This is a genomic window from Sorangium sp. So ce1036, from assembly GCF_051369805.1.
In the GTDB taxonomy this organism is placed as follows: domain Bacteria; phylum Myxococcota_A; class Polyangia; order Polyangiales; family Polyangiaceae; genus Sorangium; species Sorangium cellulosum_F.
The window spans coordinates 871255-884789 of the sequence record NZ_JBBMOX010000002.1 but is presented as its reverse complement, the minus strand read 5'-3'; the positions used below and the strand labels follow the sequence as shown (position 1 = coordinate 884789).

The window sequence follows — 13535 nt, the reverse complement described above, 5'->3', positions numbered from 1 at the left end:
TTCTTCCCGCACCATCACCCACCCGTTCCGTCCTTACCCGGTGTCACGCGGCGATCTGCAAATGGTCCTGCGGACGCCCGGCGCCGGGCTGTCTCTCGAGCCTCCCTGCAAGGCGAGCATCCGGCCGCCTCCCGCCTGTCGCTCCGTGCGGCTTCATTCCCGGCGCCGGAGCGCGCCTCGGCGAGCACGCAGCGCTCCGCAGCAATGAAAGGGTGTGGGGTAAGCGGAGATCCCGAGGGGCGCACGATCTTCGCGACAGGATGGTCCACGTCTCGGACAGAGCCTATTGCCCGCTGATCAACACAGAATTTTGCAGCGATAACCAATGAGTCATGGACACGCATGACCGCTCACGGATAGAATCACTGCATACCCTTCGGTCCCGCCACGAAGGGCCAGCCAAGGGGGGAATCACCATGTACCGGATCAGCGCCGCTGATTTCGCCGCGCTCGCGTTCGTCTCATTGGCTTCCTGCGTCACGACTCAGGAAGAGGAGGATGGTTTCCTAGGCACCGCCCCGATCCCGCTCGAGTACATCAACGCGCTGAACCCCAACGCGCTGAATCCCAATGCGCTCGTCCCCAACGCGCTCGTCCCCAACGCGCTCGTCCCCAATGCGCTCGCGCCCGGCGCGCTGAGCCCCGCGGCCCTGAGCGCGATCCAGGATCCCGGGGCGGCGGGCGAGCTCTCGCGTCAGTTCCTCAGCTATGTGGTCGGATGTGCGCTCTCCCCGTCGCAGTCGTTCAGCTTCTCGTGGACGGATGCGGGGGGCACGGTCCACGAGGAGGTCTATGCGGGGCTCATCGGCCTGGCGCCGGGCTGGGCCACCAAGCCGCTCGGGCAGACGGAGCAACAGTGGGTCTCGGCGTGCCTCGGGTCGCGGGTGAACTGGTACGGCGCCTCCGTGGTCATCTCGTCGCGCGCCAGCCACGCGGCGCTCGACAAGACCGGCAGCGTCGAGCTCTCGACGTACACGCAGCAGGAGGGCGCCTTCTGGGGGAACCTCTTCGATCCCTCTCCGTACCTGCACGCCTGCTATCACGAGCCCAATCGCGACTACGCGCGATCGATGCTGCGCGAGTGCGCCGCCGGTCACCTCGGCGCCGGCGGGAGCGTGGCGGAGTGCGGGCTCATCCGCATCCTCGGGTCGTGCGACAGCCACTGCCTGCCGCTCAACCCGAGCGGCCAGTACTACCCGACCTGCGTCGACAACCTCACCGGGCCCCCGGACGCGACCACCAAGGTCGTCACCGTCTTCCTTCAGTGATCTCTACCGCGCCGGCGCCCCGGACGCCGGCAGGAGCGCCAGCACCCGGGCGGGCGCGCCGCTGCCGCGCGCGAGCGGGAGCGGCGCGACCACCACGAACGCCCCCGCCTCCGGGAGCTGCTCCAGGTTGGCCAGGTTCTCGATGTGGTAGCCGCCCGCGCCGAGGAACGCCCTGTGCTGATCGAACGCCTGGCTGGGCCCCGGGTCGGTCGAGAGCGTGTCGATGCCGATGCAGCGGACGCCGCGCTCGCGCAGGTAGCGGCTCGCCTCCACGGACACGCCGGGGAAGTGCATGACGCCCTGCGCGTCCTGGTTCCTGTACTTCACCGGATCGGACCAGCGAGCCCCCCAGCCGGTCCGGATGAGCACGATGTGCTTCGGGCCGAGCGCCCCGTGCCGCGCCTCCCAGGCCTTCAGGTCCTCGGTGGTGACCTGGTGATCGGGGCTCACCGCCACCTTCGCCGTCACGTCGACGACCGCCGCCGGCCCCACGAGCTGCTCCGGCGCGATCTGCTCGACGGTCTCCGCCCCGGCCTTGAAATGCGCCGGCGCGTCCACGTGCGTGCCCGCGTGCTCGTCCATCGAGAACCGGCTGGAGTAATACGCGTCCTTCTCGACGGTGCTGAGCGTCTCCGCGGCGTAGGGCTTGTTGCCGGGGAAGAGGGGCATCTCCGGCGTGATCGGGTGCGTCAGGTCGACGATCCGCGCCGCCGCGAGATCGAGCCCCGCGGGCGCGGCCTGCCCCGCGCCCTCCGCCTGCGCGGCGGCGGCCGGCGGCGGCGCGGCGGGCGCGCTCACGGCCGGCGGCGCCGCGGCGGGCGCGCACGCCGCGAGAGCGATCGCCGCCGGGCCCAGCGCGTGGGCCCGAGCCCGCCTCGCGCCCGCGGAGAGCCTCCTCGACATGCCGATTCCATGCGCCTTGTGCATGGCGCGCATGTCATCACAGGCCCGCTCCACGCACAAGCCGGGGCGCGGCCTCGCGCCGCCGCGCGGGGGTGCTGCACGCCGGGCGCTCGGCTCACACCTCGTGCAGCTTCACCCGCCGCCGCAGGTGGTTGAGCAGATCGATCCGCGTGACCAGCCCGACGAACTCGTCGCCGTCCGTCACGATCGGCACGAGCCCCGCGTCGAACATCGGGAGGAGATCGCGGACCGGCGTCCGCACGTCGACCGTCCGGAGCCGCGTGGTCATGGCCGACGCGACCGGGTCGCGGAAGCGCGCGACGTCGTCGACGGCGGCGAGCAGGAGATCCGACTCGTCCACCAGGCCGACGACCTTGCCGTCCTGCAGGACGGGGAGCTGCGAGACGTCGTAGAGCTTCATCCGCGCATACGCGACCAGGAGCGTGTCCGTCGGCTGCACCGTGACGACGGCCCGCTCGGCGTGCCGGCGCGTGATCACGTCGCGCAGATCCCCTGTCGGCCGGCGATCGGTGAAGCCCTGATCGGCCATCCAGAAATCGTTGTACATCTTCGAGAGGTACTTGTTGCCGCTGTCGCACACGAGGGTGCAAACGCGCTTCGGCGACGACTGCTCGCGGCAGTAGCGCAGCGCCGCGGCGAGGAGCGTCCCGGACGACGAGCCGGCGAGGATCCCCGCGCTGGAGAGGAGCGCCCGGGCCGTCTCCAGGCTCTCGCGGTCGGGGATCGTGTACGCGTGCTTGACGCGGGAGAGGTCGAGGATGGAGGGGAGGAAGTCCTCGCCGATGCCCTCGACGAGCCACGAGCCCGCCTTGCCGAGGTGGCCAGTCCTGACGTAGCCCGCCAGCACCGAGCCCTCCGGATCGGCGAGCACCATCTCGCAGCCCGGGATGGCCTTCTCGAAATAGCGCGAGAGCCCGGTCAGGGTGCCGCCGGAGCCGACGCCGCACACCATGGCGTCGAGCTTGCCGCCGAGCTGCGCGGCGATCTCGGGGCCGGTCATGGTCTCGTGGGCGAGCGGGTTCGCGGGGTTCTCGAACTGGTTCACGTAGAACGCGCCTTCCTCGCGCGCGATGCTGGCGGCGAGGTCCTGGTAATAGCTCGGGTGGCCCTTCTCGACGTCGGAGCGCGTCATCACCACGTCCGCGCCGAGCGCCTTCAGGTGGAAGATCTTCTCCTGGCTCATCTTGTCGGGGATGACGAGCGTCAGGCGATAGCCCTTCTGCGCCGCGACGAGCGCGAGGGCGAGCCCCGTGTTGCCCGCCGTCGCCTCGATCAGGTGGCGCCGGTCGCCGCCGAGCAGGCCGGCGCGCTCGGCCGCGGCGATCATCGAGAGGCCGATGCGGTCCTTGATGCTGCCGCCCGGGTTCTGGTTCTCCAGCTTGAGGAACAGCTCGCACGGACCGGTGTCGAGCTGAGTGACCTTGACCATCGGCGTGTTGCCGATGAGGGAGAGGACGTTCTCGGCGGCGCCCGCGGACGGCATCGGTGTCATGGCATCTCAACGTCACACGGCGCGCACCGTCTGTCGAGGTGTTCTGCCCGCCGCGGCCGGCGCGCGGCCGCCCGCCCGCTCGCCCGGGCCGGCGTGGAGAACGGATGACGAGCGGTCGCGATGGGCTGTACCGCACGGACGCACACGGCCGGATGCTGTACGCGCCCCGCGCGCTATCCCCCGTGCTCTGCGTGAACACGCGGCATCGCGCGGCGCTCCCCCTCCGCAACGATTCGCCGCTTCCTGGATCACAGTCGCCCAGTCCACTTGTTTCAGGCGCACGCCATCATCGTACTTGAACCCAAGCACATCTATTCGAGGTCCTTTTCGAGCCCTTCATGCCCTTCATCCACCGCGTCAGCGTCTCCCCATCGAGGCGCTCGAGGACGAGGTACGGGAAGCCTCCTTGACGCGGGCACGGAGCCGGCACCATGGCGGGGTCAGCCGGTCAGCCGCTGCGGTGGGAGCGGGCCCGGGCCAGCCGACCGAGGGCCATGCCGATCAGCCCCAGCACCAGGGCCACGATGGCCCCGCCTCGCCCGTTGCCGGTGCCGATGCCACCGGGGGAGGTCGCCAGGTGCAGCCCGGCGAGGACCGTGCCGATCAGCCCCAGCACCAGGGCCACGATGGCCCCGCCTCGCCCGCTGCCGGTGCCGATGCGGCCGGCGGAGCGGGCCAGGGCCAGCCCACCGACGCCCACGCCGATCAGCCCCACCACCGCCGCCACGGTGGCCCCGGCTCGCCCGGAGCCGGTGCCGATGACACCTTGCGCGGCCGCCGGTGCGGCAAGCCCGACGCCGCCGAGCAGGGCGGCGGCGGCGGCGGCGACGCGGCGCGGCGATCGGGTGCGTGTCATGATTCGCTTCCTTGCCCCGATCACCGTGACGGCCTTGCGCGGCCGTGCGGCCGCCTGCGGAACGACCCTGCACTTCTTCCCGCGATCATCGACCTTTGTGCCAACTGGGAGCGAGCGTTGCGTCATGACCCACGTCTACGCCCGGCGGGCAACCCGGTCTTGGACGAATTGGAAGCCGCCGGGCTCGCTGCCGGTCGCGCCGCGGTGCGTCCCGGCGCCGCGCCGATCCTTCGCGGTCACCGGGTCAGGACCGCTCGAGGTCGCGCGCGCTGTCGGCCCCTTCCCCGCGCGCCATCCGACGCGGCCGGCGCGGCCGACGCGGCGACGGCAACGTGGTGCAACGTGACGCGTTCGCGGGAGGACCGAGCGATGAGCGCGGTCGGCGAATCGCCGGAGAGGGCCACGAACTCGCGGATCAGGTGCGACTGATCGCAGAACCCTGACGCGGCGGCGAGCCGGGCCCAGTCCGGATCGCGCTCCCGCTCGGCCCGCGAGAGCGCCCGCCGAAAGCGTGTGATCCGGGCGAAGGCCTTCGGGGCGAGGCCGGTCTCGGCGGTGAACACGTCGACGAGCCGGCGGTGGCTGATGCCGAGCATGGCCGCGACGTCGGCGACACGCCGCTCGCCTCCCTCGAGCGCCGCGATCGCGCGCGGCACCAGGGGATGACCCGGGCGCGCGTTCGAGAGGCGGTCGAGCAGCGCGCGCTCGAGCAGCGCGAAGCGAGCGCGCGGCTCCGGCGCCGCGCACAGGCGGTCGCGGAGCTCCGCCGCTCGGCGCCCCCAGAGGTCCGCGAGGTCGACGTGCGCGTCGGTCAGCGCGCCGGGCGGCGCGCCGAGGAACGGCCACGCGCCGCCGGGGCGGAAGTGGACCCCGACCATCGACACGTGCGCGCGGGTGTCGACGCCGAAGGAGGACTGGTACGCGCCCGACACGGCGGCGCCGGAGTGGCGGCGAATGGTGGGGCCGTCGTGGACGCGAAGCTCGTCCTCGTCGAGGTTGACGATGAGCTGGAGGGTACCGGAGGGCAGGATGCGCTCGGCTGCGCGGGGCGGAGCAGTCGAAAGATACCAGAGCTCGGCGACGTGCGCCGAGAGCGGCGGACCCGGCACGTGGCGGACATACAACACGTGGACATCATGGCCGACAATCGCGCCGCCGGCCACATCGCTGCGCGGCGATCGTCCACGTCGGTCAGTCCCTCGCGCGCCGCGCGCGGCGCGGGTCAACGCGCGGCCGGTCGACTCTCAATGACTCATGGCACGGACCCATTGGAAGCCGCGGTCCCGAGCGACTGCGGCAGGCGCCGCGACCCTCCGCGTGAACGCGCGTGACGTCGGCCGCAGCTCGGGGTGCTGGTGAGCGAGGCGTCCACCGCGGCGATGGGACGACGCGATCGCGACACAGCGGTGCTAGGGTCGCACCGCTTGGGCGAACGCGTCCGGGCCGAGCGCGTTCAGCACCTCGCCCCGGCAGAGGCCGCCCCGCCGCGCGGTCCCCACGCCGAAGCGCAGGTTGTGGAGCCCGCCCGTCGAGTGCGCGTCCGTCGAGATCACGAAGCGGATACCGCGCTTGCGCGCCTCCTTGATCCACCGGGGCTCCATGTCGAGGCGGTGCGGATCGCCGTTCACCTCGATGGCCGCCCTCGACCCGGCCACCGCGTCGAGCACCTCCTCCACCCGGCACGCGAACGGCTCGCGCCGCTGGATGAGCCGGCCGAGCGCGTGCCCCCAGATCTTGAAGACCGGAAGCCGCATCGCGTTCACCAGCCGGCGCGTCATCTGGTCCGCGTCCATCTTCATGCGAGAGTGGATGCTCGCGATGATGACGTCGAATCGCTCGAGGATCGCGTCCGGGTAGTCGAGCGCCCCGGACTCCAGGATGTCGGACTCGGTGCCGCGGAGCAGCTTCACCTTCACGCGCTCCTGCACCCGGGCGATCTCGTCCCATTGCTGCTTCAGCCGATCGACGCCCACGCCGTTCGCGTAATGGGCGGCGGGCGAGTGGTCGGTGATGGTGAGGTATTTCATCCCCATCGCCTCGGCCGCCTGGGCCATCTCCTCGATCGTGTTCTTGCCGTCCGAGAACACGGTGTGGCAGTGCACCATGCCCTGGATATCGGCCTCCTCGATGAGCCCGTCGTCGCGCTCACCCGCGCGGGGCGCCGCGGCGGCCTCGATCTCGCCCTCGCCTTCGCGGAGCTCGGGCGCGATGAACGGGAGCCCGAGGTGCCTGTACAGCTCCTCCTCGGTCCTCGCCGGGAGGCGCTCGCCGCCGCGGAGGAGCCCCCGCTCGTCCAGGGAGAGCCCCTGTCCGCGCGCGAGCGCGCGGAGCGCCTCGACGTGGGCGGGCGCGCCCGTCCTGTGGAGCAGCGCGGCGGCGTAGTCCCCGGGCGGCACGCAGAGGAGCTCGCCCGACAGGCCCCCCGAGAACCTCACCGCGCACCGCGACGCCCCCCGCTCGTCGACCGCCGCGACGCGCGGGAACCGGGCGAGGCAGTCCATCACCGCCGCGGGGTCCTCGGCCGCGGCCACGAGGTCGATGCGGTCCACCGTCTCTTCCCACCGCCGGATCGCGCCGGCGAGGTCGGCCTGCGCGGTCGCCTCGCACCCGCGCACGTGGGCGAGGAGCGGCTCGGCCACCTCGAGCGCGTCCGCGAGGAGGACGCGCTCGTCGCGCGTCTCGTGCCGGTAGATCCCCTCGAGCAGGGTCGCCTCGATCTTCGCGCCGAAGCCCTTCACGCCCCGGACCTTCCCGGTGAGGCACGCCTGCTTGAGCTCCTCCACGCTGCCGATGCCGAGCGCCTCGTGGAGCGCCTTGATCCGCTTGAGGGTCATCCCCGGCACCTGCGACAGCTCGAGGACGCCGCGGGGCAGCTCGGCGCGGAGCGCCTCGAGCTGCTCGGAGCGGCCGGTCTGGAAGAGCTCGGCGATCTGGCCGGCGAGCGCCGCGCCGATGCCGCGCACGCTGGTGAGCTTCTTCTCCGCGACGAGCGCGCCGAGGTCGTCCGTGAGCTCCTCGAGCGCCTGGGCGCCCGTGTCGTAGGCGCGCGCCTTGAACGGGTTCTCCCCCTTGAGCTGGAGCAGCAGCGCGATCTCGCGGAGGGCGCGGGCGATGTCGAGCTTGTCGTGCATGGACGCGCTGCACCATAGCACCCGCCGGCCGACGGTTCAGGGCCGCACGGCGCCGGGGACCGGGTTCAGCCGTGCCTGCGCCTCGAAGAGGCCGCCGACATTTTTCTCTGCGCCCGCGTCACAGCCGCTCGTCGTGGATCGTCGGAGCCATGACGGACGATGTCCCGTCGATCCGATCGAATCGAAGGAGAGCGACGATGCAGGCACGGATGAAGAACCCCGCGATGATCCTTTCCGAGGCGATGCCGGCGATCCTCAAGGTGTACGACGCCACGAAGCAGGGCGGCGTGCCCGAGTCGACGCTCGAGCTCGTCCACCTGCGCGCGAGCCAGATCAACGGCTGCGGCTACTGCGCGTACGGGGGCGCGATGGTCGCGAGGAAGGCCGGCGTGAGCGACGAGAAGCTCTTCGCGCTCGCGGCCTGGCGAGAGGCGCCCTGGTTCACCGACGCGGAGCGCGCCGCGCTGGCGCTCGCCGAGGCCGCCACCCGGCTCAGCGACCGCGCGGATCCGGTGCCGGACGAGATCTGGAACGAGGCCACAAGGCACTACGACGAGCGGGGCCTCGCGGCCCTCGTCCTCATGATCGGCGTGACCAACCTCTTCAACCGCCTCAACGCCACCACCCGGCAAGTCGCGGGCCCGACCTGGTAGTCGTCGGAGGCTCTCGGGGGCCTCCCGGGAGGATCAAAACTCAACCGGAGGCCTCCGACAGCCATCGCGGAGCGCGCTGAACGCATGCAGATGCGGGAGCAAGCGAGACCGCAAAGGCACGAGGGCGCGAAAGGCCTGTTTCCCTGCATTCCTTGCGCCCCTGGCCTCAGGCGGCCTCATCGTCGATGTTCCAGGCCCTCACTGGCACGCGAGCCGGCACACCATGGCCGCCGTGTACGCGCACCCGTGGTCGCCCCACAGGGACGAGCTCGGCCCCGTGCACCGGAACGAGCACCCGCGGCCGTCCGGCGTCGCCTCGGCCGTCAGCCGGTAGCCCTCCGCGTTGCAGCTCCCGGTCGACGACAGGCAGCTCGACCGCTGCGGCTCGCACTGCTGCACCACGTAGCCGGCCGGGCACGTCCAGTCCACGCTCGCCCGCCCGTAGTCCGGCGACCGCCCCGTCTCCGTCGCGATCGGCTCGTGCTTCGAGAACGTCGGCATCCCCGTCGTGACCTGCTGCGGCACCACGACCGCGCGCTCGCGCGGCACCACCGCGGCGCCCGGATCCTTCGGCCGCACGAGGAACGTGTCCCGCCGCGTCTGCCGCTCGCAGCCCGCCGCCTGGCCCTCCGGCGTCCACGTGAACGTCAGCGCCGCGCTCCCGTGCGCGGGCACCTCGACCGAGCGCTCGCCGTGCGTCACCCGCACGTCGACCTGCGCCCGGTTGCGGAGGATCGCCTGCGCCGTCGCGGTCGCGCCGTACGGCACCACGCCGAAATCGAGCGGCAGCGGCGTGATCTCCGGCTCCGCGAGCGAGAAGCGGCACACGTCCGCGATCGGGTAGACCGCGTACGCGAGCGGCACCGCCTTCTTGACCTCGAGCCGCAGCGCGCCGAGCGCCGACCCGCCCCCCGCCGCGCCGCCGGCTCCGCCGGCCACGGGCGCGCCCTCCACGCCCTCGATGGACAGCTCCCCGACCGAGGTCATGGTCACCCGGCGATCCCCCGCCGCGATGCGGGCCTTGAGCAGGCCGAGCGCCGTGCCGTGCGCCTCGCCGGCGGTCACGTCCGTCTCGTAGGCGACCATGGCGCCGCGCCTCACGGCCCCGATGAAGTGCGTCGCCCGGCCGCAGGCGCAGCCCCCTCCCGGCGCGGGCACGACGTCCCCGGTCGGCTCGAAGAACTGCGGATCCTCGTCGGCGACCAGCGCCATCGCGATGAGCCGCAGCCGGCGCCTGTCGAGCGTCCCCCCCGCGCTGAAGTACGCGGGCAGATCGACGTCGGCGCCCACGAGGACCGAGTCGACCGCGACGCCGACGTAGCGAAAGTCGATCGCGCGCTCCCCCGGCGCCGGCGCGGCCGCGGGCGCTGCCTCCGCCCTCGGCCGGGCGCAGGCCAGGCCGACCGGCGAGAACGCCCCCGACGCGCTCCGCGACAGCCCGCGGCCCGGCACCATCGCGCTCGACGTGTCGAGCAGGTAGTCGTGCCGCACGTCGCTGAACGCCCGCGCGGCCGCGAGCAGCGCCTCGGCCTGCGAGCAGCGGCCCTCCCTGCAGCCCGACGCCGCCGCCGCGCCCGCGGCGCCGCCCGGCGGCGGGACAGGCACCTCCGGCGCGCCGGAGCAGCCGGGCGACGACGCGAGCGCCCCGAGCGCGAGCGCGCCCGCGCAGGCCCGCGCGGCGCGCGATCGTGCCGCGCGAGGGCGACGAGCGCGCGCCGCGTCGCTCACGGCCATGCGATCGTCATCCACCGCACGCGGCCCGAGCCGCTCGCCGCGTCGTCCGCGAAGAACAGCGACCCGCCGGAGCGCCCCGCGAACACCGGTGACACGTCCTGCGACGCGGCGCCGGTGAGCCCCACGAGCGGCTTCGGCGGCGACGCGGCGCCCCCGCCCGGCGCCAGCGTGAAGGCGCTCAGCGACACCGCGTCGCCCGGCGCCGACGCGAGCACGCCGCGGCAGACCTCGCCGCAGGCGAGCGCGACCGACGACACCGCCGCGCCCTCCGGGCCGGCCAGCGCGACCGGCGGCCCGACGAGCGCCCCCTTGTCGTCGAGCCGCGCGATCCGCGCGCCCCCGCCCGTCGACGCGCCCTCCCCGGCCGGCTCCTCGACCCAGCCGACGACCAGGCCACCCTCGCTCGGCGCGAGCACCGGGCTGCGCGAGTGCTCGGGCGACGCGTGGAGGCGCGCCTCGTCCCCGAGCTTCTGGAGCGTCTTCGTGTCGAGCCGCGCGAGGTAGATGTCGCCGGCGCTCTCGCCGCCCGGATCGCCCGCGCCGGCCGCGTCGCCGGCCGGCCGCGCGTCCGACCACACGAGCCACGTCTCCTGGCCGCGCACCGCGATCTGCACCTCGGACGCGTCGAGGGGCGCGCTCGTGATGCGCCGGTCCGGCACCGTCCGGTTCAGCGTGCGGTCCACCCGCGCCGCGTACACCTCGGCGTTGCCGTCGCGCGTGTCGATCCACGCGACGATGTAACCCCCGGCGCCGTCGTGGGCGATCGCCACGTCGGACGCCTCGCTCGGGACGCCGCCCCGCTTCTTGCGCGGCGCCGTCGTGAGCCGCTTCTGGGCGACCTTGGCGCCCGCCGCGTCGAGCTTCGTCACGAACACCTGCGTCTCGCCCCGCTCGCGCGCGACCCACGCGAGCACGCTCTCGGCCTGCGCCGCGCCGCCCTGCCGCCCCGGGGCGGCCGGGGCCGGCGGCGCCGCCGCGATCGCCACGCCGCCGAGCGACGACGCCCGCTGCGAGACGACGTTCAGCTTGCCGAGGCCGCTCGCGGAGGCGGCGCGCACCGCCAGCGTCGCGGAGAGGTCCTGCCCGCGGGGCGCGTCCGACGCCCCCTCGACGAAGTAAGTGACCCACGCCGCGAGCAGGGCGCCGCCCCCGAGATCGGCGGCCGCGACCCGGGCGATGTGGTCGCCCTCGACGAGCGCGCGCAGCGCGGTCGCGCGCGGCGGCGGCTCCCTGTCCTCCCGGAACGCGGGCGCGCGCCACGCGCTGTCGCGCACCGGCAGCGACACCAGCGCGAGCGGCGCCCCCGCGCCCGCCGCCTCGCCCTGCCGCGGGGCGGCCCCGGCCGCGGCGCTCGCGAGCGTCCAGCAGGCGCCCGCGTGGCAGCTCAGCCCGCGCACGAGGTACGGCACGCCCTCGGTCGCCGCGAACGGCGCGGCGCGCACCGGCTCCGCCGCCCGCACCGAGAGATCCGGGCCGAAGCGCACGAACGTCGGCCAGATCGGCGGGGCGGCCGCCTCGCCGCCCGCCGCCTCGAGCGCCGCGGGCGCGAGCGTCACCGCCGCGAAGCCGTCGCCGTCGGCCGCGAGGTCGGGCGGCCCGCTCGCGCTGAAGACGAGCCCCGCCCGCTCCGCGCCGAGCGCCCCGTCCGGGCCGACCGCCGCGAGGTGGATGAGCCGCCCCGCGCCGCGGCCCTCCGCGCCGCCGCGGGCGCGGAGCATGTCTTCCCACGCGAGCAGCGCCCGGCCGCCCCCCTCCGCGGAGGGCGCGACGAGCGACACCAGCGCCTGCTCGCCGGACGGCGGCGTCGCCGGCCGCGGCGCCACGACCACCTTGCCGCCCGGCTCGACCGCCGCGAGGTAGACCGCGCTGTCGATGTCGCGCTCGTCGGTCCAGGTGAGCAAGTAACGCCCACCCGCCGCGACGATCTCGAGATCGGTGCGCGCCGTCGGCTCGGGGCTGACGACCGCCGGCGCCGACACCTTCCCGGCCGCGTCGATCTCCAGGATCGACACGGCGCCGAGCTTGGCCGCGTCGAGGGCGTCCTCCGCGGCGGCCTTGGTCGCCGGTGCGCGCTCGCCCTTCGCCGCCGGGCCCGGCCGCGGGAGCACCAGCGCGACCGCCGCGCCCCGCTCGGTCGCGACGGCGTTCCACCCGAGCACCTCGCGCGCGACCGACGCCGGCGTCGTCGGCTTGATCGCCGGGCCGCTCCCCTGCGCCACCGCCGACACGACCACATCGACGCGGTCCTCGCGCGGCACCTCCCACACGACGAGCGCGCCCTTCGCGTTCGGGAGCACGTCGAGCCACGAGATCTCCTCCGCCGTCTGCGCGACGAGGCTCGCCGGGGCGAGCGGCTTGCCGGCCGGATCGAGCGCGAGCACGCGCACCGCGCGGCCGCCCTCGAGCTGCTCGATCCACGCCGCGAGGTAGCCCTTCGGCGCGGCGCGGAGCGCGGCGACGGGCACGTCGGCCGGGACCGGCCCCGCCTCGATGGCGTCGCCTCGCGGCGCCCCATCCGCGCCGAGGACGCGCGTCCGCCACGTGCCTCCGGCGGCGTAGAGCAGGAGCGCCTCGTCGCCCCGCCGGGCGAGGTACGGCGTCGCGTCCTCGTCCTCGAGCGCCGCGATCACGTGCGCCGGCAAGAGCGGCGGCCCCTCCGGCGCCCGGGGCCGCACGGACGGCGTCTTCACGACGGGCGCCGGGCGCGCGGCAGGGGCGGGCGTCGCGCCGCCGGAGCACCCGAGCACCAGCGCGAGCGCGGCGCCGAGCAGCCCCGGCGATCGGCGCCGGAGCACGGGGCCGACCAGGCGGCTTGCGCCGCCCACGGGGCCGCGTCGGATCCACGAGAGAGGGCTGCGGACGAGCATGGCGGCGACCATGCCAGATGCGCCCAGCCCCCGCTACAGGGCGCCGCGCGCGGGCGCCGTGCATGCCCGGGTCGGAGCGCGGGCGCCCTGGACCGAGCTAGAAGGCGAGCAGGCGCCCGAGCAGCGACCGGTACCTGCGCAGGGCGAGCCGGAGCTCCTCCGTCGACACCTCCGACCGCCCGAGATCGCTGTCGAGCAGGTGCTGCAGCGCGCTCCGCTCCTCCCGGAAGCTCTGCGCGACCCGTTGGATCACCTCGGTCACGAGCGCGTCGGCCTGCTCGACCGCCAGGCGAGGCGCCTCGATGAAGCCCGCCTGGATCGCGCTCCATCGCTCGGACAGCTCGCGCGCCTCCTCCGGCGTGAGCACGGGCGGGCGCTCCGGCCAGGGCTCGCCGGTCGGCCCGCCCCGCGCCGTGTAGACGGCGGGCTGCCGGCCCGACTCCGGCGGGAGCTCGTCGTCGGTGCTCCGCGCCTCGGTCTGGCTGCTCTCGCGCGCCGTTACCACACGCTCTCTGTGCATTGGACTCACGATGGCCACCTCTCCGCTCGTTCGCGTCGTCCGCCCAGCGGGCCAAGCAAGCGCCATGCGCGTCCCGCTGTGCAGGCGTGC

General features: G+C 74.2%; 10 protein-coding genes. 2 read left to right on the top strand and 8 right to left on the bottom strand.

Going from position 1 to position 13535, the window contains the following annotated elements:
* The first annotated feature begins 416 nt into the window (after nucleotides 1–416).
* Nucleotides 417–1268 (top strand): hypothetical protein, encoded by an 852-nt coding sequence (locus tag WMF31_RS40285; protein ID WP_436607186.1) that lies wholly within the window; start codon nucleotides 417–419, stop codon nucleotides 1266–1268.
* Between the two features lie 3 nt (nucleotides 1269–1271).
* Here the strand turns inward: WMF31_RS40285 and WMF31_RS40280 are convergent, their stop codons facing one another.
* The 5 genes from WMF31_RS40280 to polX form a co-directional block, all read right to left on the bottom strand.
* Complete coding sequence (locus tag WMF31_RS40280; protein ID WP_436607185.1) at nucleotides 1272–2171, bottom strand: cyclase family protein; 900 nt, start codon at nucleotides 2169–2171, stop codon at nucleotides 1272–1274.
* A 115-nt stretch (nucleotides 2172–2286) separates the two neighbouring features.
* Complete coding sequence (locus WMF31_RS40275; protein WP_436607184.1) at nucleotides 2287–3684, bottom strand: pyridoxal-phosphate dependent enzyme; 1398 nt, start codon at nucleotides 3682–3684, stop codon at nucleotides 2287–2289.
* A gap of 448 nt (nucleotides 3685–4132) precedes the next feature.
* Entirely contained in the window at nucleotides 4133–4666 is a 534-nt protein-coding gene (locus WMF31_RS40270) for a DUF6223 family protein (RefSeq protein WP_436607183.1), read from the bottom strand.
* 110 nt (nucleotides 4667–4776) lie between these two features.
* Nucleotides 4777–5667 carry an AraC family transcriptional regulator gene (locus tag WMF31_RS40265; RefSeq protein ID WP_436607182.1) on the bottom strand — a complete coding sequence of 297 codons (891 nt, stop codon included), beginning with the start codon at nucleotides 5665–5667 and terminating at the stop codon, nucleotides 4777–4779.
* Between the two features lie 282 nt (nucleotides 5668–5949).
* Nucleotides 5950–7671 carry a DNA polymerase/3'-5' exonuclease PolX gene (gene polX / locus WMF31_RS40260; RefSeq protein WP_436607181.1) on the bottom strand — a complete coding sequence of 574 codons (1722 nt, stop codon included), beginning with the start codon at nucleotides 7669–7671 and terminating at the stop codon, nucleotides 5950–5952.
* A 197-nt stretch (nucleotides 7672–7868) separates the two neighbouring features.
* Between polX and WMF31_RS40255 the strand changes: the two genes are divergently transcribed.
* The gene (locus tag WMF31_RS40255; RefSeq protein ID WP_436607180.1) at nucleotides 7869–8324 is read left to right on the top strand and encodes a carboxymuconolactone decarboxylase family protein; all 456 of its coding nucleotides are present in this window, start codon (nucleotides 7869–7871) and stop codon (nucleotides 8322–8324) included.
* 198 nt (nucleotides 8325–8522) lie between these two features.
* Here WMF31_RS40255 and WMF31_RS40250 read toward each other — a convergent pair whose 3' ends face one another.
* The 3 genes from WMF31_RS40250 to WMF31_RS40240 form a co-directional block, all read right to left on the bottom strand.
* Entirely contained in the window at nucleotides 8523–10058 is a 1536-nt protein-coding gene (locus tag WMF31_RS40250; protein ID WP_436607179.1) for a hypothetical protein, read from the bottom strand.
* Entirely contained in the window at nucleotides 10049–12883 is a 2835-nt protein-coding gene (locus tag WMF31_RS40245) for a hypothetical protein (RefSeq protein ID WP_436607178.1), read from the bottom strand. Before WMF31_RS40245 ends, WMF31_RS40250 begins: the two co-directional genes overlap by 10 nt.
* A gap of 139 nt (nucleotides 12884–13022) precedes the next feature.
* Nucleotides 13023–13445, bottom strand: a complete 423-nt coding sequence (locus WMF31_RS40240; protein ID WP_436607177.1) for a hypothetical protein — start codon at nucleotides 13443–13445, stop codon at nucleotides 13023–13025.
* Nucleotides 13446–13535 lie beyond the last annotated feature (90 nt).

Bases quoted from the DNA above. Each gene is read 5' to 3' on its own strand.
- WMF31_RS40275 (WP_436607184.1), bottom strand. From the start codon at position 3,684: ATGACACCGATGCCGTCCGCGGGCGCCGCCGAGAACGTCCTCTCCCTC.
- WMF31_RS40280 (WP_436607185.1), bottom strand. From the start codon at position 2,171: ATGTCGAGGAGGCTCTCCGCGGGCGCGAGGCGGGCTCGGGCCCACGCG.
- WMF31_RS40250 (WP_436607179.1), bottom strand. From the start codon at position 10,058: ATGGCCGTGAGCGACGCGGCGCGCGCTCGTCGCCCTCGCGCGGCACGA.
- polX (WP_436607181.1), bottom strand. From the start codon at position 7,671: ATGCACGACAAGCTCGACATCGCCCGCGCCCTCCGCGAGATCGCGCTG.
- WMF31_RS40285 (WP_436607186.1), top strand. From the start codon at position 417: ATGTACCGGATCAGCGCCGCTGATTTCGCCGCGCTCGCGTTCGTCTCA.
- WMF31_RS40240 (WP_436607177.1), bottom strand. From the start codon at position 13,445: ATGCACAGAGAGCGTGTGGTAACGGCGCGCGAGAGCAGCCAGACCGAG.
- WMF31_RS40255 (WP_436607180.1), top strand. From the start codon at position 7,869: ATGCAGGCACGGATGAAGAACCCCGCGATGATCCTTTCCGAGGCGATG.
- WMF31_RS40270 (WP_436607183.1), bottom strand. From the start codon at position 4,666: ATGACGCAACGCTCGCTCCCAGTTGGCACAAAGGTCGATGATCGCGGG.